The organism is Vibrio sp. 704 (assembly GCF_033339295.1).
Genome location: NZ_JAWOUH010000001.1, coordinates 661,180 through 682,602, shown reverse-complemented (window position 1 = coordinate 682,602; position 21,423 = coordinate 661,180). Strand labels below are relative to the sequence as shown.

The 21,423-nt window shown below is 42.2% G+C and carries 15 protein-coding genes and 1 pseudogene; 11 read left to right on the top strand and 5 right to left on the bottom strand.

What is annotated here, in order from left to right:
- Positions 1-98: 98 nt before the first annotated feature.
- The 9 genes from R7R24_RS02835 to R7R24_RS02795 all read left to right on the top strand — a co-directional run bounded on the left by R7R24_RS02835 (position 99) and on the right by R7R24_RS02795 (position 14,098).
- Positions 99-986, top strand: a complete 888-nt coding sequence (locus R7R24_RS02835; protein ID WP_025796294.1) for a helix-turn-helix transcriptional regulator — start codon at positions 99-101, stop codon at positions 984-986.
- The gene (locus R7R24_RS02830; protein WP_005376163.1) at positions 979-1,758 is read left to right on the top strand and encodes a hypothetical protein; all 780 of its coding nucleotides are present in this window, start codon (positions 979-981) and stop codon (positions 1,756-1,758) included. Before R7R24_RS02835 ends, R7R24_RS02830 begins: the two co-directional genes overlap by 8 nt.
- Positions 1,758-2,303, top strand: a complete 546-nt coding sequence (locus R7R24_RS02825) for a BREX protein BrxB domain-containing protein (protein WP_001283833.1) — start codon at positions 1,758-1,760, stop codon at positions 2,301-2,303. Before R7R24_RS02830 ends, R7R24_RS02825 begins: the two co-directional genes overlap by 1 nt.
- Before the next feature lie 12 nt (positions 2,304-2,315).
- Entirely contained in the window at positions 2,316-5,789 is a 3,474-nt protein-coding gene (brxC, locus tag R7R24_RS02820; protein ID WP_054579585.1) for a BREX system P-loop protein BrxC, read from the top strand.
- A 154-nt stretch (positions 5,790-5,943) separates the two neighbouring features.
- The gene (locus tag R7R24_RS02815) at positions 5,944-9,363 is read left to right on the top strand and encodes an Eco57I restriction-modification methylase domain-containing protein (protein ID WP_005376168.1); all 3,420 of its coding nucleotides are present in this window, start codon (positions 5,944-5,946) and stop codon (positions 9,361-9,363) included.
- Positions 9,356-11,161: a DUF262 domain-containing protein gene (locus R7R24_RS02810; protein WP_054579584.1), complete on the top strand. Its 1,806-nt coding sequence runs from the start codon at positions 9,356-9,358 to the stop codon at positions 11,159-11,161. Before R7R24_RS02815 ends, R7R24_RS02810 begins: the two co-directional genes overlap by 8 nt.
- Complete coding sequence (gene pglZ / locus R7R24_RS02805) at positions 11,161-13,203, top strand: BREX-1 system phosphatase PglZ type B (protein WP_005376176.1); 2,043 nt, start codon at positions 11,161-11,163, stop codon at positions 13,201-13,203. Before R7R24_RS02810 ends, pglZ begins: the two co-directional genes overlap by 1 nt.
- Entirely contained in the window at positions 13,203-13,919 is a 717-nt protein-coding gene (locus tag R7R24_RS02800) for a zeta toxin family protein (RefSeq protein ID WP_005376178.1), read from the top strand. The genes pglZ and R7R24_RS02800 overlap by 1 nt, the downstream gene beginning before the upstream one ends.
- 11 nt (positions 13,920-13,930) lie before the next feature.
- Entirely contained in the window at positions 13,931-14,098 is a 168-nt protein-coding gene (locus R7R24_RS02795; RefSeq protein ID WP_005376180.1) for a hypothetical protein, read from the top strand.
- 58 nt (positions 14,099-14,156) lie between these two features.
- Here the strand turns inward: R7R24_RS02795 and R7R24_RS02790 are convergent, their stop codons facing one another.
- The 4 genes and pseudogenes from R7R24_RS02790 to R7R24_RS02775 form a co-directional block, all read right to left on the bottom strand.
- Positions 14,157-16,016 carry a DEAD/DEAH box helicase family protein gene (locus R7R24_RS02790; protein ID WP_005376183.1) on the bottom strand — a complete coding sequence of 620 codons (1,860 nt, stop codon included), beginning with the start codon at positions 16,014-16,016 and terminating at the stop codon, positions 14,157-14,159.
- A gap of 56 nt (positions 16,017-16,072) precedes the next feature.
- Complete coding sequence (locus tag R7R24_RS02785) at positions 16,073-18,058, bottom strand: DEAD/DEAH box helicase family protein (RefSeq protein ID WP_031778913.1); 1,986 nt, start codon at positions 18,056-18,058, stop codon at positions 16,073-16,075.
- Positions 18,059-18,297: 239 nt separating this feature from the next.
- Complete coding sequence (locus R7R24_RS02780; RefSeq protein WP_005376187.1) at positions 18,298-18,735, bottom strand: hypothetical protein; 438 nt, start codon at positions 18,733-18,735, stop codon at positions 18,298-18,300.
- Positions 18,736-18,909: 174 nt separating this feature from the next.
- Positions 18,910-19,361, bottom strand: a pseudogene (locus R7R24_RS02775) (hypothetical protein).
- Between the two features lie 265 nt (positions 19,362-19,626).
- Here R7R24_RS02775 and R7R24_RS02770 point away from each other — a divergent pair.
- The gene (locus R7R24_RS02770) at positions 19,627-19,956 is read left to right on the top strand and encodes a hypothetical protein (protein ID WP_005376192.1); all 330 of its coding nucleotides are present in this window, start codon (positions 19,627-19,629) and stop codon (positions 19,954-19,956) included.
- Between the two features lie 33 nt (positions 19,957-19,989).
- Positions 19,990-20,259, top strand: a complete 270-nt coding sequence (locus R7R24_RS02765; RefSeq protein WP_005376194.1) for a hypothetical protein — start codon at positions 19,990-19,992, stop codon at positions 20,257-20,259.
- Positions 20,260-20,397: 138 nt separating this feature from the next.
- Here the strand turns inward: R7R24_RS02765 and R7R24_RS02760 are convergent, their stop codons facing one another.
- On the bottom strand, positions 20,398-21,189 hold the full coding sequence (locus R7R24_RS02760; RefSeq protein ID WP_054579583.1) for a metallophosphoesterase: 792 nt from the start codon (positions 21,187-21,189) through the stop codon (positions 20,398-20,400).
- Positions 21,190-21,423: the final 234 nt, after the last annotated feature.

Sequence of the window (21,423 nt, the reverse complement as noted above, 5' to 3'; positions counted from 1 at the left end):
ACACTTCACTTCTATATCATATGATCTAATCATTTTGATTGTACCATGCTCGTATTAGGAGTATACTAACTGTCAGATATTCTCAACAGAAGTTTCTGATGAAAAAACTCGAACAATTACCTCACGCTCAACGTGAGCGACTAGCGTTTATCGATTTTAGTTTGAGCTACTTTGGTGAGATTGCTAGAGCCGATCTCATTGCAAAATTTCAAACAGGTTTAGCCGCAGCAACTCGTGACTTCGCCACTTACAAAGAGTTTGCTCCGTTCAACCTAGAGCTAATTCATCAATCAAAGTCTTATCATCGTACAGAGCAGTTTGTGCCTCTGTTTGAGCACGATCCAGATACCGTTTTAGTAAGCCTTGCTAGAGGATTTGGTGATGGATTGACGAGTCAACTAGAAAACAGCCAAGTTTGTATCCAGCCACAACAGTTGAATAAACCTTCGACTGACATCCTGTCGGCGGTTATGCGTGCCATACACCAAAAATCTGCACTTAAGATAAAGTACGTTTCCCTTAGCTCTGGTAACTCAGCAAGAGTAATTGTGCCTCATAGCCTCGCGAATAACGGCAGTCGTTGGCATGTTCGTGCTTATGACCGTTCGACAAGTTCTTTTCGTGATTTCGTTCTTACTCGCATCAAATCCGCGAGCCTTGCTCAGAATGAAATCGATAGTGTGAAAGAATCGATTTCAGCAGACAAGCAGTGGAACCGCATTGTTGATTTAACCTTTATTCCTCATCCAGCAGCAAAACACCCTGAAGCGATAGAGCTTGATTACAGAATGGTTAATGGCAAACTTCAAGTCGAATGCCGTGCTGCGCTGGCGGGCTATTTGCTAAACCAATGGAATGTGGATTGCTCAAGTACATATCAATTAAACCCACAGCAATACCATTTAGCGCTGGAAGAAAATGCAGTTATATATGGTGTTGAGACTGCGAGTTTAGCCCCTGGTTACAAAGGCAATAACAATGAATAGCCAAGCTTACCTCAAAGCACTGGGTTTTAAGTTCGGTAATAGTGGTGCTCATACATCTCGCAGCATGATGATAGAAGAGCTGAAGATCTTATTATTTGGGCGACCTGAAAACGCGACACTAGAAGATTACAGGGAAGATATTGAAGTATTCAATGTCCTTCAAAAACCAAGCGAAAATGCACGTAAGTACAGTTTCCAACCTCTGGCTTCAATGTATGGTTTATCACCTGATATTTTCCTCTTTAAAGTATTTCGAGATTGGTGGGAGCTGTATGAAGGCTCTCAACCGATTCTAGCGTTACAACTTGCTGTCGCCAGAGACCCACTGTTGCGTAGTTCTTCGGAAGTGATTTTGAGCCTAGAACCAGGTCAACACTTAGCTAGAGAGATGATGGAGACGTTTCTATCAAAAGATGACCCTGAACGTTTCAGCAAGGCATCACTAAAGTCTTTCGCACAAAACATTAATGGTACCTGGACGCAAGCAGGATACCTATCTGGGAGAGCAAAGAAGTACCGAAAAATCCCAGAAATTAGTTATGTGAATGTCGCATACGCTCTATTTCTAGCCCATTGTCACGGGCTTAGCGGGCAACGTCTATTTGATAGTTTCTGGTGTCGTATGTTGGCTCAAGATAAAGAACGATTGTTTGAACTAGCACATAGAGCATCGCTAAGAGGAATGATTAACTTCAAACAAGCAAGTGAAGTGGTTGAAGTAACTTTCCCTGGTCTAGTCATGCCCGAATTTAACGAATCTGAGGACGAGTGATGTCAGATCGATTATCCAAGCTACTAACAAGCTTTGAAAAACACATTAGTATTCCATGGCCAGTGGCGGTTTCTGCTGATGAGCGAACCATATTTCTGGTCTACCACAAAGAAGATGAGCTAAAACTTCGTGCGCGTGTCGAAGAGTTTGAACAAGCATGTGTTAAGCATAACCACCCATGGCAACTGCTAGATTTGACTCATAGTTTTGAAAATTGGATGTCGGCTCAAGACTACAAAGAAACGTATTTTGAAGATCCTGAGTATCTCAAAGGACTCTACGATGACTTCGCCGATGAGCTAGTTGAAGAACTGACCAATAAAGTCGAGTCAAATCAAACGGAAGATGGCGTAATTGCTCTTCTTGGTTGCGGCACTCTATTTGGCTTCGCATCTGTGTCGGGTGTCGTAGAGTCTTTAGCTGAAAAGGTGACAGGGCGCTTAGTAGTCTTCTTCCCTGGTGAAGTACAAAACAACAACTATCAATTATTAGATGCGAAAGACGGTTGGGGATATCACGCAACCGCGATTTCGGCAACGTCATAAGGGCTTTATTCAATGTTAAACCGTGAAATTTTCGTAAACGATCCTGTTAGTAGCCGCTTAGCTAACAACGGCGTCGCTCAAGTAAAGGATGACCTTTCTAAAGGTGCTCTAGATACGCTTGAATATGAGTTGCGTACATTCGTTTGTGATGGTGCATATGCCAAAGGCATGGACAGCATTCTGAGCAACTATTTGTCAGCGTTTAAGACGAACAATGAGCAACCAGGCGTATGGATCAGTGGCTTCTTTGGTTCAGGTAAATCTCACCTTGCTAAAATGCTGCGCACACTCTGGACAAACCAAACGCTAAACAACGGCTCTGATGCTCGTTCAATCGCAGATTTACCTGAGCACATTGCGAAGCATTTCGATGAGTTATCATCAATTGCAGCTGGTAACGGTGGCCTTCATGCAGCTTCAGGTACTTTGGGGGCAGGTGCTGGCGATAAAGTTCGTATGGCGTTTCTTGGCATCATTTTTAAATCAGCAGGTTTACCCGAGCAATATCACCTAGCACGTTTTGTCATGTGGCTAAAAGCGGAAGGTGTTTTTGAACAAGTTAAGTCGTTTGTCGAAGCCAAGGCAAAAGTGAAAGAGGGTGTAGACCCTTGGACGAAAGAGCTTAAAAACCTGCACGTATCTCCAATCATGCATGAAGCGGTTCTGCAAGCCATCCCAGGCATCGGCGCAGATCTGAAAGAAGTGCGCGAGATGCTACGTGCCCAATACAAGATCGTTGATGATGTAACAAACGATGAAATGGTCTCTGCGATTGTTGATGCCATTTCCAATGACGGCGAATTACCACTAACTCTAGTTGTTCTGGATGAGGTGCAACAGTACATCGGTGACAACGTTCAAAAAGCGTTTGATGTACAAGAAGTAGTAGAGACCTGTAGTGGCGCTAGTGCACTTAAGTCAAAGCTATTGTTTGTTGCAACAGGTCAAAGTGCCTTGTCTGGTATGGCAAACCTCCAACGTTTAATGGGTCGTTTCCAAGTTCCTGTGCAGTTGGAAGATACAGATGTAGATGCAGTTATCCGTAAAGTTATCCTACAAAAGAAACCTTCAGCAGAAAATGCAGTTAAAACGGTTGTCAATGACAACTTGGGTGAGATCTCTCGCCATCTACGTGGTAGCACCATTGAGCACAATAAAGATGATGAGAAGTGGATGGTGCCAGACTATCCGCTACTTCCAGTTCGCCGCCGTTTTTGGGAGCGTATCTTACCAGCGCTAGATAAAACGGGTACAGGTTCTCAACTGCGTAACCAACTCCGTGTTGTGCATGAAGCATTAAAGACAACGGCAGACAAAGAGCTGGGCTACGTTGTTCCTGCCGACTTTCTTTATGATCAGATTTCAACGAATCTACTGCAAACAGGTGTGATCTCAAAAGATATCTATGAAACCATCAGTCGCAAGCGTGGTGGTGATCAAGAGGCACAACTACAAGGCCGTTTGTTATCTCTAATCTTATTGATTAGCAAGCTACCAGCAGAGATGGAGTACGGCATTTATGCAACAGTAGATACGTTATCTGATTTGCTATTAGAGGATCTACAAAACGATAAATACAAGCTTCGCCCGCTTGTGCCAAAGATGCTGCAACAGCTTGAAAATGAGCACCTCATCATGGCTCGTGAAACGGCCCAGGGTCGAGAGTTCAGTTTGCAGACAGTAGAAAGCCAAGCTTGGTATGACGAGTTCCGCCGCCAAGAAAACGATCTTCTGGGTAACCCTCAGACGTTAGAGGCGTACCGTACAAAAGAAATCCAGCGTTATATTACTAAGCAAGTGGCTCAAGCTCGAATTACTCAGGGTGAGGTAGCAGAGCCTCGAGTGATCAACGTGTCCTTTGACTCAGAGTTGCCAAGTGAAGCTACAAAACGGATTTATGCCTGGGCACCAGAGCAAACCGAGAAGCAATTTAACGACCTTTCTCGTGGCGCTGATCCAGATGGTGCAACCATCTTCGTTTATGTGCCAACTCTCCACCGTAGTGAGCTTAAGAATGCCATTGTTGCGCTTAAAGCAGCAGAGAACACGCTAGAGGTTCGTGGCCGAGCAACAACAGAAGCGGGTAAAGACGCCTTACAGGCAATGGAAACGCGCTTAAGTGAAGCCGAACGTGCCAAGAAAGGCTATTTGAGCGATATCTTCTCACAGATACAAGTCCGTTTGGCTGGTGGTCAAGAAGTTGAAGGCGAAACTCTTGCAGAGCAAATCCAAAATGCAGGTGCTTTAGCGTGTCAGCGTTTGTATAACAAATTCAAAATGGCAGATAGCCGTGGCTGGGCTAGAGTCTTTGATCAAGCAAGCAAGCTTGCAGACCCAAATGCGCTTGAAGCGGTAGGCTTCAACGGAGAAGCGAATCAACAACCCGTGTGTGCAGAGATCTATCGCTTTATTGGGACAATGAAAACGGGTAAGGAGATCCGAGATCATTTTTATGATGCGCCATACGGTTGGGGTAAAGATGTTGTAGATGGTGCGTTGTATGCAATGTTAGCAGCGGGCGTGCTACGAGCGTCAGATGTGCAAGAGCGTGCGATTGATGCTAAAAGCCTAGATCGTAGTTCAGTAACGCAAACTAAGTTCCGACCAGAAAACGTAACGCTATCTAAAGTACAACTTATTAAAGTTCGTGGTGTGGTTTCTACCTTGCTTGAAGAAGCATGCAATACGGGTGAAGAAGCCACTAAGCTACCTTTTGCGATTATTAATGCTAAAAACGTGGCTCGTAGTGCGGGTGGTGACGCGCCACTACCTATGGCACCAAGTACAGCTTTGTTATCAGAGCTTGAAATGTACTCAGGTAATGATCAATTACAGAAGGCATTTGATAATAAAGATCAATTGATTAGTGACTTTCAGCAATGGAAAGCACAAGCGCATAAAGCTGAACTTCGTATGAAGCTTTGGAAGAAGTTAACTCAAGCAATAGAGTACTGTTACCCACTTGCTATATACAAAGAGCTGCAACAAGAACAACAGGCAATCGTAACTAACCGAAGCTTGTTATCTGAACCTTGCCCAGTTAAACCATTGCTAGACAAAGCGACCAATGAACTCCGCACGGCGTTGACCGCACATCGTGAACGCTATGAAGAAGAGCATCGCGCTTGTATGTCTGACCTATTAGCAGATGAAAACTGGCAAAAGCTTGATGAAGCAAAGCGTAATGAGTTTTTGAACAAGCGCAGCTTAGATGTTATCCCAGCAATTAATATTGCTGACGAGGACTCGGTATTCAACTCGCTAGATGAAACCAGCTTTGATAGATGGAATGACAAAGTTGCCTTGCTTCCTGGCATCTTCGATGCGGTATTGAAAGATGCGATCAGTGAACTTCAACCTAAAACGAAGTATTACAAGCTCAATAAGCCATTGCTAGAAACGGAAGATGATTTGCAGAAGTGGCTAGCTGACGTAGAGCGAGAGCTACGTTCAGAGTTAGAAAACGGGCCAGTTGTTCCACAGTAATATTACTTGAAGTTTAGAAGCCACTGTCGAATAAGAATTCGCCTAGGAGATATTCCCCCTAGGCGATTTGAAGTTTGTGGTTAACGAACACTATCTCAATAGTCTAAATGCTCTTATTTAGGTAGGGCAGACTAATAGAATTAAGAAGAACGATATGAGACAAGCATTAGATAAAACACTGCGTAAGAAGCTAGAAGATACGGTAGTTAAAGCCCGCGATATCGTAGAACAAGCCGTATTTGAAGCGCTACAACGTTTGGGTGTGGCAGAAGCTCAAGCTCCAAGCTATTTAAGCGAAGAAGAACGTGTGCTACGTAATAAGTTGCGTGCCCACGCTCGTCAGCTCGGCGACAAGCTGAAAGATGGTAAACAGGAAACTGAACGACTAATCAACGAAATGGCCTATGAGCATTGGCATCGTATGCTGTTTGCTCGTTACCTAGAGCAAAACAATCTATTGATGTACGACGAGTACACGCCAGTCACTCTGGACGAATGTTTTGAGCTGGCAGAAGAAGAACCAGATTGTAAAGACGGTTGGGAGCTTGCAGGTCGCTTAGCACAAAAAATGCTGCCACAAATTTTCCGTGTGGACTCACCTGTTTTCGATATCAAGCTGTCGATGAACCGCGTTGAAGAGTTAGAAAGTCTGATTGCTCAGCTAGACCCTCAAACCTACCAAGCTCAAGACAGCTTAGGTTGGTGTTACCAGTTCTGGCAAACTAAAAAGAAAGATCAGGTTAACAAGTCTGGAGTGAAAATTGGTGCGCAAGAACTAAGCCCTGTCACGCAGTTGTTTACTGAACCTTACATGGTGAGCTTCTTACTTGACAATGCGCTTGGTGCTTGGTGGGCCAATAAACGCCTTTCTCAAGATGATTTAATTCGTGCAAACAACGAACAAGAGCTTCGTGAGCTAGCGGCTATTCCTGGGGTTTCCCTAGAGTACCTTCGCTTCTCTAAAGAAGAGGGCGCAGAATCATGGAAACCAGCAGCGGGTGGGTTTGAAAAATGGCCTGAGAACTTATCAGAGCTTAAAACACTAGACCCTTGCTGTGGCTCTGGTCACTTTTTAGTGGCTGTTTTCTTAATGCTTGTTCCTATGCGTATGCAGCTTGAAGGATTGTCAGAGAAGCAAGCGGTTGATGCCGTGCTGCGCGATAATATTCATGGCCTTGAACTTGATCAACGCTGTGTTGAGCTTGCGGCATTTGCGCTGGCTTTAGAAGCATGGCGTTATCCAAACGCAGGTGGTTACCGCGTATTACCTGAGCTTCAATTAGCCTGCTCTGGTATGTCGATTGCTGAAGCACAGAAAGAGTGGAAAGACTTAGCGAAAGGTGATGAAGCACTCACTGATGCGATTACATGGATGCAGCATACTTTTAAAGATGCCCCGACGTTGGGTAGCTTGATTAGCCCGAATAAAGCTTTAGAAAGAGAGCAATCGCCACCTTGGGAGTTATTGCAGAATGTGCTGATTACTAAAACAGAGGCAAGTAGTGACGCTAAAACGGTTGCACAAGGCTTAGCAAAAGCTGCTGGCATACTCGCGGGAAAATATCAGTGGGTGGTAACAAACGTACCGTATTTGGCAAACAATAAGTTTAGTGATGTGCTCAAAGAGTTTTCAAGTGAGTATTATCCTAATTCCAAAGCAGATCTAGCGAATATTTTTATTGATAGAACTTTGGAACTTCTAGTTGAATCAGGTACGAGTCAATTAGTTACACCTCAGAATTGGTTGTTTCTGTCAAGTTTCCGCAACCAACGAAGGGAGCTGTTAACCAATGTTACACTTTCATACTTGGCAAGGTTAGGCACTGGCGCATTTGATACGATAAGTGGCGAAGTAGTTAACGTCGCGTTAGTTTCTTTCTGTAAACACCCTGTTGCACCTTACTCAATTCTTACTGGATTGGATGTGAGCAACTTTAACTCAACAGAAGAAAAATCGCTTCACTTGACAAAGGAACAAAACCTTAGAGTAGAGCATAAGACGTTATTAGACGGCTCTGGCTACAAAATCAACTTTGAAAGTCAAAGTGATTTAGAAGAACTCTCAGAAAGTGCAACAAGTAATTTGGGAATCTGTTCAGGGGATTATCCTAGATTTGGAAGATTTTTTTGGGAATGTGTTTATGATGATGAAATGTGGGCTTATCAAAATACTTCTGTAAAGTCATCCACTCACTTTGATGGTAATAGTAATATTTTTCTTTGGGAAAAAGGGAATGGAGCGTTTCTGACTTTTTTGGAGGAAAGACTTGGAGAAAAGGGGATTTACTCATGGCTAAGGGGAGAAAATGCCTGGGGTAAGAAAGGAATAACAGTAAGCGCTACTGGTAGCTTACCTGTATCTCTATATAATGGGCAATTGTTCGACAATAATGTTTCAGTACTTATTCCCAACGAACCGAGTTTAGTTTCTGCTCTCTGGTGTTTTTGTGCTAGTGGTGACTTTACAAGAGAAGTTAGATCAAGGAATCAACAATTAAAGATAACAGATCAGAGCTTTGTAGAAATTCCTTGTGACTTAAGTCATTGGAAAGGTATTGCTAATCAACAATATCCTAATGGCCTTCCACTCCCGTATTCAAACGATCCGACACAATGGCTTTTTCACGGGCACCCTTGTGCATCAGTCATTTGGGATGACGAATCTAAAACGACTGCTGTAGGTACTCTACGCCAAGATGAAACCGTCCTCCAGGTATCAGTTGCTCGTTTGCTGGGTTACCAATGGCCTGCCGAACTTGATCCTGAAATGGAACTTGCGCCAGAAATGCGCGAGGTGATGAAGAAGAACGCAGATTTTGCTGGCTTGATTGATGATGACGGTATTGTTTGTATTCCAGCAGTACGCGGTGAGAAAACCGCAGCTAAGCGTTTAGAAGCAATTTTATACAAAGCCTACGGCGACGAGTGGACAAGTTCAGTCGAACAAAATCTGCTTAATGCAGTAAAAGCAAAGGCTCTTGAAAGCTGGTTGCGAGACAAGTTCTTTGACCAACACTGTAAGTTGTTTCAACACCGCCCGTTTATTTGGCAGGTGTGGGATGGTTTGAAGGATGGCTTCTCAGCTCTTGTTAACTACCATAAGCTTGATTACAAAGGGCTTGAACGCCTGATTTATACTTACCTAGATGACTGGATCAGTACCCAGAAACGCGACCTAGCTGACGGCAAAGATGGCGCAGACATTCGTTTAACAGCGGCTGAAAACCTCAAAAAACAACTGGAAGCTATCCTGGCAGGTGAAAAGGGCTTGGATATATTCGTGCGCTGGAAACCGTTAGAAGAACAACCTATTGGTTGGAACCCAGACTTGAATGATGGGGTTCGTTTGAACATCCGTCCATTTATGCTAGCGAAAGACGTGGGTAAAAAAGGCGCAGGTGTACTCCGTGGCAAGCCAAACATCCACTGGAAAAAAGACCGAGGCACAGATGTCGCCTCCGCTCCATGGTTTGACCTTGGGCCAGTCTACGGTGAGAAAGAGGGTAGTCGTATTAACGATCATCATTTAACGCTGGCAGAGAAGAAAGCGGCTAGGGAACAGGCGAATGATTAAGTCGGTAGAAAACTATGCGGTTTCTGCCTTGTTTAGTGTAGATGAGAAAGTCATCTACGCTATCCCTAGATATCAGCGTGAATACACCTGGGGTAAATGGCAGTGGGATACATTATTTGAGGATTTGCTCGACAATGATCCAAGCTACTTTTTAGGTTCTATTATCTGTATCAACCAAAGTACTGACGTCCTAGCCGTACAATCATTGGAGCTGGTTGATGGTCAACAGAGAATGACTACTCTGTCATTGCTTAAAGCAGCCATATACTCATGCTTCAAAAACCTTGACGTAGAACTTGAATTTGAACAACAACTCGAACTTCATAACTTGAAGCACAAGTTGATTTTGAAAAGCAATGCAGATCAGACTCGTATTGTGCCGCAGGTTCAAAATAGCAATCAGCAGGATTATTTCTGGGTATTAAATCAAGCGGGCGTACTCAAAGAAGCCGACTCCCCATCAAATGCAGGTAATCGGAGAATTGTTCGAGCTTTCCGACATTTCAGCTCTCGAATTGAGGAATGTCTTCAAGAATCAAGCGATAGAGTGTCAGCGCTAACATCTCTAATAGAAAAAGTGAATACTGCAACTTTAGTCAAGATTGAGGTGGCAAATCATTCTGATGCGTACACATTGTTTGAATCATTGAACAATAGAGGTGTACCACTTACCGCGATTGATCTTATTAAAAACAAGCTCCTGGCTAAGCTTGAAAGTGATGATGAAGGCCAAATTGACAAGCATTTCAATAATTGGATGAAGGTATTAGGTTACCTCGGTGATGATTATGGCGTTCAAGAGCGCTTTTTTAGGCAATACTACAATGCGTTTAAGCCTAAGTTGAAAGACATAGTTAGTGTTCCTGTTGCGACTAAGTCGAACCTGATGCAAGTCTATGAGAAGCTTATCTCACATGACGCAGAGACATTTCTTGCTAAGATGATTAAGCATTCTGAGCTGTATGCACAGATCATTTGCCATACCCAGGTTCCAGAGCAACCAAGGCTTTCTTATTTGCTTGAAGATTTAGAACGTGTTCAAGGGGTGCCTTCTTATCTGCTTCTGATGCTGCTTTTTGCTAAGCAAGAAAAACTAGGGTTGTCATTTGATCATTTAGAAAACATCACCAAGTTATTGATTGCTTTCTTTGTTAGACGTAATACAACCGACAGACCTGCCACTCGCGACCTTACTCGAATCTTTATGGACTTGACTGGGGTAATACCAACCCTTCAGGGGGATGAAATTGTTGATGCGGTGGCGACGAGCTTAAGCCGAGTTAGTGCTGATGACGAAACATTTAAACGTGATTTGTCAGGCAATTTATACGCAGATAATAAGTCTGTGTGTCGTTATGTGCTGTGTGCTCTAGAGCAGGGGCGGATGACACGAGAGACGGAGCGCAATTTGTGGGCTGTTAAAGGTAAGCAGTTTGTCTGGACTATTGAGCATATCTTCCCGCAAGGAGAAAATATTCCTGAGTGCTGGGTCGATATGATCGCACAAGGTGATGAGGCTTTGGCGAAGCAGTATTTGGAAACACACGCTCATAAACTCGGCAATCTGACTATTTCTGGGTACAACAGTACGCTTGGAAACAAAAGCTTTATTGAAAAGCGAGATAGACAGGACAAGAAAGGCAGCCCTGTGGGATACAATAATGGTTTGTACCTCAATGCTGAGCTTGCTAAAGCTGATTCATGGTCGGTCGAGCAAATCGACAGTCGAACGCAAGATCTTGTGCAACAGATTTTGCAGATGTACCCGTTACCAATTTCGAACAAAGAAAGGCTTTAATGTTAGTCGTTAATTATTTAATCGAGCAGTTACGAAACTCAGCAACTTTTAATAAGTCTGTTCAAGTAGCACCTGCTGCCATTTTGTGGACAGACATTGATTGCCAATGGCAATCCGCAATGCCATACATCAAACAGCAGTTGCCTGAACTAATTGAACTCGGTGAATACAAACCAGAAGAGCGTACAGGCCCCGCGATTTGGGTTAAGTGTACGATTGCTGCAAAACTAGAAGAGTGCAAACTACCAGAAGATAAAACGCCAATCATTTATCTTCCTGGCGTTGGGCGAAAAGATTTGCGAGCTATTGAGCAATGCCCTGAGTATTTACAGCCGTTGGCTGAGCTTCAATACCGTGGTTGCTGGTGGGCGTATAACACGGCTGGACGTGACTGGTCTGTTGGCTCGTTTCTAACTAACCCTAAAGTAGGTCTAGAACTCGACCTTGCAAAAGACACTAAAACCCAAGAAGCAATACTGAAGGTTTTGCCCGATCTACTAGAAACCCCAACAACGAAGTTGATGGGTAAAAAGTTAGAAGCGGAAGATTTCTACTCTATCGTTCTAGATGATCCTATCAAAGACATTTTGGGATGGTTAAACAACCCAACCGAAAAAGCTGAGCAATGGCAAGGCAGTAAGTGGGATATTTTCAGCCAGTCCTGTATATCAAGATACGGTTTTGAACCGAGCGAAGCGAATATGGCACTTGCTCTAGAGTTGCTCTGTGATGCTCAAGGTGAGTGGCAAGGCGTATGGGAGCGATTTGAAGAGACAGCAAGTAACCTCCCTGCACTGGTGGACCGTTTAAAAACAGTAGTACCATCGGGACTTGCTTTTGAAGCACAAAATTATCTATCCGAAAATTTGCGTGATGAGTCCGTTATTGAAGACGCATTTAAGCAAATAGCGGGCAGTAATCGTGATAACCTGAAGCAGACGTTCACTACACTGTGGAATAGCCATCAATCACGCCAAGATTGGATATGGTCTCAGCTAGGCTTTTCACCTTGGTTAGACATTTTAGAACAAGTTACGATTGTTCTTGAGCATACAGAGATTCCATTTACATCAGGTTCGCCAGAGGGCATGGCTGAGTTGTATACCAGTCGTTTTTGGCAGGCTGATGCAGCAGTGCTAAGTGCGATGGCAAAAGCGAAAGATATTCACCATCAGCAGTTGGTTGCGGATGTACTAGCTATTATCTATACGCCATGGTTGGAAAGGGTGGCACTTAACTTCCAAGATCAAGTCCGATTGAATGGTTACCCTGGTGAAAAACAGTTAAAAGAAACATCAGCAAACTACTCTGTTGGTAGCCAAGTGATTTTCTTTGTTGATGGGCTACGTTTTGATACAGCTAAGCAACTGGAGAACAAACTTTCAGCTATTGATGTAAATACCGATCTCACTTCGCAATGGTCTGCGCTCCCGTCATTGACAGCAACAGCCAAAGCCGCAGTAACACCGCTGGCTGATTTGCTAACGGGTTTAGAGGATAACGATGACTTCATTCCAGCGCTAGCGAGTACACAAGCGTCTTTTAGTAGTCACTACCTCAAGAAGCTACTTGCCGAGCGAGGCTGGCAATACTTAGATGGACTGGAAACAGGTGAACCGAATGGTTATGCCTGGGTTCAAACTGGAGACCTAGATAACTTAGGTCACAAGCAACAGTTAAAGATGCCACAGTATATTGAGCAGGTATTGGATGATGTGGTCGCACGAATCCGAGGTCTATTGGACGCGGGTTGGAAGCGGATCAAAATCGTCACAGACCACGGCTGGTTGTGGGTGCCAGATGGCTTACCAAAAGGTGAAATTCACAAGTCATTGGGAACAAACCGTCAACGTCGCTGTGCGATATTGAAGAATAATGCTCAATACGATGGTTTAGTCGTACCTTGGTTCTGGAATCCGAGTGTTTCTATCGCGATGGCTCCTGGCATCTCAGGCTATGTGTCGGGTGATCACTATAATCACGGTGGTCTGTCATTACAGGAGTGCTTGACGCCTGTATTAAACGTTAGGAACGCTCAGTAATGTCATTTCAAGAAGAGCAGATCACAGAAAAAGCGATTAAAGAAGCCAAGAAGCTCAAAAAGAAGCTAGCAAAAGAAATGGTCGATCACTTACCTCAAGAGGAGTCTGCTGTGTCGGTTTTCATGGCGGGTTCTCCTGGTGCAGGTAAGACCGAAACGGCTCGCAACATGATTAAGACCTTCAAGAAGGAGTCTGGCGTAGATCTTGTTCATATAGAAAATGATGAGTTACGCAAGGTGTTTGAGGATTACGACGGAATAAATTCGCCCTTATTTCAAAGGCCTGCTACTCTTTTAGTAGAAGCGATTCATGATAGAGCATTAAAAAGGGATGTGAGTTTTATATTAGACTCAACGCTCTCTAGTCTTGAAAAAGCCAAAGATAACATCCAGCGTTCTTTAAAACGTAATCGCTATGTTCTTATAATCTTTGTTTATCAAGAGCCAGAGCAGGCTTGGTGTTTAGTTAAAGCAAGAGAGATCGTCGAGGGAAGAAGGGTTCCTGAAGAAGTATTTGTGAATCAGTTTATGGAGTCACAAAGAGTAGTCAGTGAGTTGAAAAAGCTTTTCCAAGATCAAGTTGATATCATTTTCATTGAGAAAAACATTGACGGAAGGAACGAAAGGCCTCATTTTAATGTAAGTGATATTGACGCACTTCTGCGTAAAAAGTACAATCGCGAGTCCTTAGAAGCCATCGTTGGCTTAAATAAGTAATGGAGGGTAGGATGTTCACTACAAAGCGTGAAAAGGTAAAATCAACCCCTTTCTCTGAGTTTGTGCGTAACGCTTCTTCAGGTGAGAAACGTAAGTTTTTTGATAAGGTGGTTAAAGAAACCATCGAAGAGCAGAAAACAATGATAGCGAAAGCTAAGCAGCACGATTGTCACTGTTAGGCAATACTTCAACTAGTGTATTTAAAACAAAGCCGCGAACATCGCGGCTTTGTTGTACCTAGAAGACACTGTTATGTCGTATGCGGGAGGTTTGGACTTCGTGGTTAATAGGTTGGTTATCATCAAAAACCTCTGATAATGCTCCTCTTTGGTAAAGTACGATCAGGGTGTTGTTATCATGTTCTGCACCTAGTAGCCCACAAATTTCTTCCAGATCATCCGAATCTAAAGAACGCTTGAAAGCGTCCATCTGACCAGAAAGGTTATAAGTACTAAATATACTCGCCATAACTCGCTTATCTTCAGTTTTTTCGCCTCCACCAGGGTTTACTATCTGGTTAAATGCCACTTTCTCACCAGAATTTAACCGAGAAATAAAGTTTAATGTTCTCGATTTTGCACAGCTTTGAGTGCCATCGTCATAAGTGGCACCGTTTACCCACTGCGCCTTTATCCAGTTCTGGTGTTCGCCACGCAAAGCGCGGTTTTTCTTTCTGTAAGGCCCATCTTCACCGATTAGCTCTTTGCGGATTAATTTGATGGCGTCTAAGAGTTCTTGATCAGTTGTATACACAGAAAAATCGAAGTCAGGCTCTTTTAGTTTTCCTGGAACGACCAAATAACGTTTTGTTAAATAAGACTTGGTATCGATAACCTTCTTTTTTACTTTAGTTTCGCATGTGGGGGCTATTGTGGTGCCACGATCAAAGCCCTTGACGTCATAGCGAGAGCAAATTTGTTCGAATAGCTGATGCAGCCCATCAAACTCGTGGCTATTGTGGTTTGACTCTAAGTGATCAAGTAGCTCACCATAGGCTCTGACAGCATCTAGGTTAGTGTAGTGCTTTGCTGTTGTATTCTTGTGGTAGCCACAAGCACGACCAATATTAGCTTGTACAACCGCTGCAATATTAGCAATCGTGCTATCCCAAGAGTTGATAAGTGTTTCTTTCATCTCTTGACCGAAGTTAACGCCAGCCCTAAATCCCGCGACAGTGATTGCTATCAGCTTATCATCAAATAATGCAGCAGTTTCGTATTCACGCTTAAAGTCATCAATAGAGCAGAGTTCATGATCTTCGAGACCTACTAGTTTTTGACCAATAATATGTATTTGATGTGGCTCAATACCATTAGAGAGCAAAACATCTCTTGCAATTTTTGCCTGACTGCTAGGTACTCGAATTAATGACCAACCAGAGCCTTCATGTTCTTTGATTTGCCGAATAAAACGATTTCTCAGTAAAGAGCTTTCACAAAAGTCTCGCGAGTTTTCATCAAGCTTAATGATCTGGTTGCTCCGATGCATTTGCCTAATACCATGATACTCGTCACTTGTTTTGTGAAAGACTAATGAAGTATTAAAGTTGTGGCGGAGTATCGAGTCCGCACCAGCCGCATATAGCGCACTAAACGGAGTTGCAGAGACAAAGGCAACATTGCAGTGGCGGTTGTCATGCTCAAGGTAATTGAAAACCTTGTCGTATCGCACGCTATCACTGCTTGAACCATAGTGGCACTCATCAATAATGATCAGTTTAGGAGCTTGAAACTTGAAGTGTGTCTTTAGTGCGGATTCAAAATTTGTAAAATTACTGACGACCACGTTTTTGCTAGCAGACAGGTCTTGTTTGGCCTGCTCTTGAAGCGCAAGGTCCGCCATGGTTACTAAATATAACGTGTCTTTCAGACATTTCCTGTCGATTATCACTTCATCTGAAAGCGAAAGTCTTTGCAAGCAAGATAGGGCAAGTGCAACCCCTGATTTACCAGATTGCATTTCCGCAGCAATGACGACTGCTCTAGATCCTGCTTTAAACTGGTTGAATGCTTGTTGTGCCGCTTCTCGCTGGTGTAGATACGTATTATTTGAGATTGTATGCTCAGTAAGTTTGCGGTGCTTATCAGAATTATTCATGGTTAGTACCGAAAATGGGAGCTAACAAGCCCCCACTAAGATTAGTTGTGTACAGGTTAGGTTTTATCTGAAAAATGAGATTCATCGCTTAGATCTCCAGATTTTTCAGGCAATTCATTATGCTGTTTCTTTGCGATAGAACGCTCGATATCGTATTCACCACGCTTGTAGAGTACAAACATAGTGTCGTCTCGCTCGATATCGAAATAATCGCACATGTCATAAACCTCTTCTAAGGTCATGATTTTTTTATCAACCTGGCGACGAGAAATGTTGTATATGCTGAATATGGTCGCTGTAACTAGCTTGTTTTCTGATAGTTCGCCTGAACCAGGAGCGACAACACGGTTAAACTCAAGATACTCACCGTTGTCGAGCATTGTCGTGTAGAGCTTTGCTTTCTCTTCCTGAGTACCGTCTGCATGAGCTTTTTCAGGATTATTGTAGCTATCACCATTTACCCATTGAGCTTTTATCCAGTTCTTCTTTTTACCACGCATCGCTCTATTGCCTTTGACACTTGGCGCTCCTTTGGCAGTAAACTCATTGCGAATTATGTCAATAGCTTGAAGAAGGTGTTTGTCTCTGGTGTATTGCGTAAAGTCCGCTTCGTCATCCAATAGTTTGGCTGGTACAGCGATATAACTGTCTGTTCGATAGGTTTCAACATCACCGATAGGTCGTCTACGCTTGTATTTGATCGTTAAACCAACATCTAACCCATTGACTTGATACTCTTGACACACATCTTCAAAGAACTCTTTTAGTCCATCAAAGTCAGATGCAGCTTCCTCAGAACAAGTTTTCTCTAAGTGATCCAAAATAGATGCATAGGCTTCTGTTGCATTTAGGTTCGTAAAGTGTAGTGATGAATTATTACCGTGGTAACCACAGGCACGACCTATGTTGGCTTGTACGACTGCTGCAACGCTAGCAACAGTGCTATCCCAAGTCGAGATTAAATTGTTTTTCATCATAGCACCAAAGTTGATGCCAGCTCTTGCTCCAGCAACCGTGATTGCAATTAGCTTATCCTCAAAGATAAGAGCGTCATCAAACTCACGTTTAAAACGTTCTATACTGCAATGCTCATCTTCAGGGACGCCTGAAAGAGAGTTTCCCAGAATATAGACAGAACTCTCGTCGATGCCTTGGCTGATCAAAAACTTTTTTGCATCCATTGCGAATCCAGCGGGAACTCGGACTAAAGACCACCCCATACCTTCGTGAGATTTAAATTGCTGGATAAACTCGTTACGCTCTGGTGAGTCAACTAGGAAGTTTTTAGTGTCTTGCTCGAGACCTTTAACTTTGCCACTTTTCAGCATTTCACGGACACCATAATATTCATCGCTGGTTTTGTGGAATACTAATCGAGTGTTGAAATCACGCCTCAAAATAGAGTCTTTAAGTGCGTTTTGGGCGGCTTCTTGAGCCTCAAGAATAAGAGCTTGATCGTCATCACATTCGGCTTCTTCCTGAATTTCAATCGCCTCTTGATATTCAGTTTCAGCTCCATAAAGAGCGCCGAAAGGAGTAGCTGAAATGAATACAACTTTACAGCTATCGTTCTCTTGTTCAAGGTAATCAAAAATCTTGCTATATCTGACAGCGGATACGTTTGAACCGTAGTGACATTCATCAATGATGATCAGCTTAGGCGGATTACCTTTAAAGTCATTCTCTAACGCTTTTTCAAAATTAACAAAGTTACTGACGACTACATTCTTCGCCAATCTCAGATCAGCTTCGGCTTGTTCTTTTAGTGCGGTATCGGGCATGGTGACTAAGTAAAGTGTATCTTTAAGCTGCTTGCGGTCACAGATATCGGTGTCACTTAAACTGAGTCTTTGTAAGCAGCATAGGGCTAGAGCTATTCCTGATTTACCAGCTTGCATTTCAGCCGCCGTTACCACTGCTCGAACGTCGCCAATAAAAGCATTAAATGTTTTTGTTGCTGCATTGACTTGGTGGGAGTGAAGAGCATCGCTTTCTAGTATCGTATGAACCATATGGCGAAGTTTGTCTGCTTGAGTTGTCAACTTTCCTAACCTAGTTTGTACTAAAAGAATAGTTGCATATTATAACGTATTAAGCGTGTTTTGGTGAAATACAACGCGGTCTTTAAGGGGGAAAGGTCAGGGGGGGGCTTTTATAGGCAGGGAAGTGAAAAATCGTGAAGTTGAGGTTAAGGTCACAACGTTTAAGATTGATACTGACTGATTAAAAAAAAGCCAGTGCGGATGCACTGGCAAAATCGATGGGGTGAGGAAGTGCATAATTATAATGATGAACGTTGACTTAATCGACAAAGCCACTCTTGTAATGAAAAACAATTTGAAATGATTCTTTCAGAATCAGATAAATCATCATTGAAATAAATCTTTAACTGATTATCTTCGCAATGTGTTTTCATGAAGTTCGATTTGTTCATCGTAAACACGACATCTAGAATGTCATCAAAACTCTCAACTTGATGAAGAAAGCGATTTGATAAACGCCCAGATAAAAGACTTCTATCTTCTGAGTACTGATGTGATAAACATACTAGTGTATGGGCTTGAGCGAATACAACAAATAAATCAATGGGGTCTTGAAAATGAACTGTTCGAGGATGGTGTTTTAATACACTGAAATTTAAGGTAACAAGAGAACTGGCCTCAACATAGTTAGGCTGTGATGACAGTGCTTTTTGATTCTTAGATATAGCAAAACTCATAAATTAATCCTTAATAAATCAAACCTCCCCAAAAAAGATTTAATGTTTAATTTATTATAGATTAATTTAAATGCGTAAAATTGGGGCTTAAATTACACAATTACAAAGCTAATGCCTTAATTAGTAATTGTCAAATGTTTTTGAATCGAATGTATGAAGCCTGTTTTTATCAATTTAATCTTCAGCGTATAGCTCTTCGTAATCGATAAGGTGCATGTTTCTATCAATCCTTTTTAAATCCTCAAAAGCGAAAAGTTTCTTTGCAAGACGAATAGTGTCATAAGGTTCAGTTGTGTTAGCCATTATTACTTCATGGCTATGAGGAACATGCACAAACTCAATGCTGCCAAATCTAGTCTTATAAAACCCCGACTTCCCAGTCGTGCCGAGAATTAAAACCATTGGAATTTGGGAGATAACACTCCAACGTGATAGGGCATCTTCGAAAGAGATGTAACACAGTTCGCCTTCTTGCAGTGACAAGGCTAGTTGTAAACAAATCGCTCTAAATCAATACTGACAATGTAGTCATATTTTGCAATGATCTGCTCAATATCATCACTTCTAAAGATTGAGCAGATCTCCTCACGTTTATAGATAAACTTTTCTGTACGCCGATACTGCATTTCGAAAATCATTTTCAAGATGGAACTCCTTACATTAAAAATGATTAAAGTTATTGGCTTTAGCTACATTATTCTATGTTATGTTTAATATTAACACAACATTAAGTTGATAGAGCTATATAGTCATAACCACAGGTGGTTATATTTTTTTTAATTTAATAATTAAATGTTTAATTATTAAATTAAGGGAAATATAAAGTTTTAAAATATTCTTTACAGAGGGGGTTAATTAAAGTTGTTGGTTTTATTTTTAATGGATATAGTTATGAGTGTTGAACTGAAAACTCAGAAAAAAAGAAAGTATCATTACATCAATAAAAGAAGTGTTGAAATTGTTTCTGATAAGAATGTCGATAATAATATTTTATGTATTTCAGATGAAGAAGCAATTTTTAAAGCTAATTCATTAACAGTTGAAGATCAACTCGAGCGCTTTAGGTATTCTGGAACTAAAGAAAAGTCCGTTACCAACAATTTATATCAGCAAAGCCCGAACCAAAAGGAGTCTCGTGTTCCTGGGCTATATGGTTGTAACAGGTATAAATCGAGAAGAAACGTAGCGACTGAAACATCAGAAAACTTCGTATTCTTTTAGACAGATAAACTCATAAAAGCCGAAGGTGAATGCATGAATAAACAGCATCAATGTGAACGTATGCCAGAAGAGGTTGTTATCTATTTCACTGATCATTACACATCAGATCGACAATGGTTTCTATTCATTTCAGAAACTGCAAAAGAAAGAGACTTGGAGCTAAGCACGGAAATCAATAATGTGGGAGAACTTTTATGGCAAACGGCGTTTAATATTCGCTTTTGTCCTTACTGCTCGGAAAAACTCGATATGAACAATGAGGAGCCTCACTTTCATAAAGCCGTGAACTACAAACTTGTGTAGAAAAACAACAGAGTGGTTACTGGTGTACCTCATTTACTTTCAGCCCTATTTCAGATAATCAATGCGAAATTCACGGAAAGGTGTAGAAGAGGAAACCAACCAGGACTTGCATATGGAGAGTATGTTGTTATTTAGCAGTTAGAGGGTATAAGCTTTCTTAGAAAGTAATCCACTGCTCAAGCGGACAGATCCTTTGGGGTTACAAATTAAGGTGGTATTACCGTCAGCGATGACTTTCTCTACAGCATCATGTTGATGCCCAGCCACCCAAAACCTCGCTCTTGAAATCAAATCATTACTTAGCCCTGCTTGGTAATAGGGAGTATAGACACTGTTGGCATTTACTTCTGAGGCGAAGGCTTCTTTAGAAGGAAGATGATGTGAAACAACAAGATCAACTTTTTCTGGTAGGTTCTTAACGAACGATTTGTACTGCTCTTCAATCATTGAGCTGTCAATAAACTTAATGTCGTTCATCAACTCAGAATATGCTTCTACAAGCTCGGCAGAGTATGTATGGATAGGAAACCAGAGCGTTCCACCAAAGATAGTGAATCCTTCCAACTCAATCGATTCATTATTCAAAAAGAACAGGTTTTTAGTAGTGTCGCTATGAGCCTTAAGCTTTACTAGTACTGAACTCGTATAATCTTTTATAACGCCAGATTTGGTAATGGATTCGTCGCCAAGGAGTGTGCTTTTTTTACAGTAGGATTTACTCTTATTGCTATACCATTCATGGTTTCCAGCAATGATGATGACTGTCTTAAAGTGGTGGCAAAGTACATTCTTTACGTATGCTATGCCTGAGAGACCGTTCGACGTGTCACCTGCAACGATCAAAGTAGCTTCTTTATCGAAGTCATGCCAATAATCACGGCGTATTCCGTGAATGTCGAGATGTAGGTCGGAGACAACGTAAAACTTCAAACTATCATGGCCTTAAGATTGATTGACTACTTCATATTACATTGGTTATTGGGATTAGAGAAGTGAGTATATACGCTAAGGCACTTCTATCAGTTACTTGAAATTGTAACTTCTGGTCATAAAACAGTTGAGCACGGATACGACACAGATCCTACCTATCGATTCTCGCAGCGTAGCTGCGTCAAGTCAGCACAGCGAAGCTGTGCAATATCAAATGGTGGGATGACGTAAGCT

Excerpts from the sequence above, each read along its gene's own strand:
- R7R24_RS02835 (WP_025796294.1), top strand. The coding sequence starts at position 99 with ATGAAAAAACTCGAACAATTACCTCACGCTCAACGTGAGCGACTAGCG.
- R7R24_RS02830 (WP_005376163.1), top strand. The coding sequence starts at position 979 with ATGAATAGCCAAGCTTACCTCAAAGCACTGGGTTTTAAGTTCGGTAAT.
- R7R24_RS02825 (WP_001283833.1), top strand. The coding sequence starts at position 1,758 with ATGTCAGATCGATTATCCAAGCTACTAACAAGCTTTGAAAAACACATT.
- brxC (WP_054579585.1), top strand. The coding sequence starts at position 2,316 with ATGTTAAACCGTGAAATTTTCGTAAACGATCCTGTTAGTAGCCGCTTA.
- R7R24_RS02815 (WP_005376168.1), top strand. The coding sequence starts at position 5,944 with ATGAGACAAGCATTAGATAAAACACTGCGTAAGAAGCTAGAAGATACG.
- R7R24_RS02810 (WP_054579584.1), top strand. The coding sequence starts at position 9,356 with ATGATTAAGTCGGTAGAAAACTATGCGGTTTCTGCCTTGTTTAGTGTA.
- pglZ (WP_005376176.1), top strand. The coding sequence starts at position 11,161 with ATGTTAGTCGTTAATTATTTAATCGAGCAGTTACGAAACTCAGCAACT.
- R7R24_RS02800 (WP_005376178.1), top strand. The coding sequence starts at position 13,203 with ATGTCATTTCAAGAAGAGCAGATCACAGAAAAAGCGATTAAAGAAGCC.
- R7R24_RS02795 (WP_005376180.1), top strand. The coding sequence starts at position 13,931 with ATGTTCACTACAAAGCGTGAAAAGGTAAAATCAACCCCTTTCTCTGAG.
- R7R24_RS02790 (WP_005376183.1), bottom strand. The coding sequence starts at position 16,016 with ATGAATAATTCTGATAAGCACCGCAAACTTACTGAGCATACAATCTCA.
- R7R24_RS02780 (WP_005376187.1), bottom strand. The coding sequence starts at position 18,735 with ATGAGTTTTGCTATATCTAAGAATCAAAAAGCACTGTCATCACAGCCT.
- R7R24_RS02770 (WP_005376192.1), top strand. The coding sequence starts at position 19,627 with ATGAGTGTTGAACTGAAAACTCAGAAAAAAAGAAAGTATCATTACATC.
- R7R24_RS02765 (WP_005376194.1), top strand. The coding sequence starts at position 19,990 with ATGAATAAACAGCATCAATGTGAACGTATGCCAGAAGAGGTTGTTATC.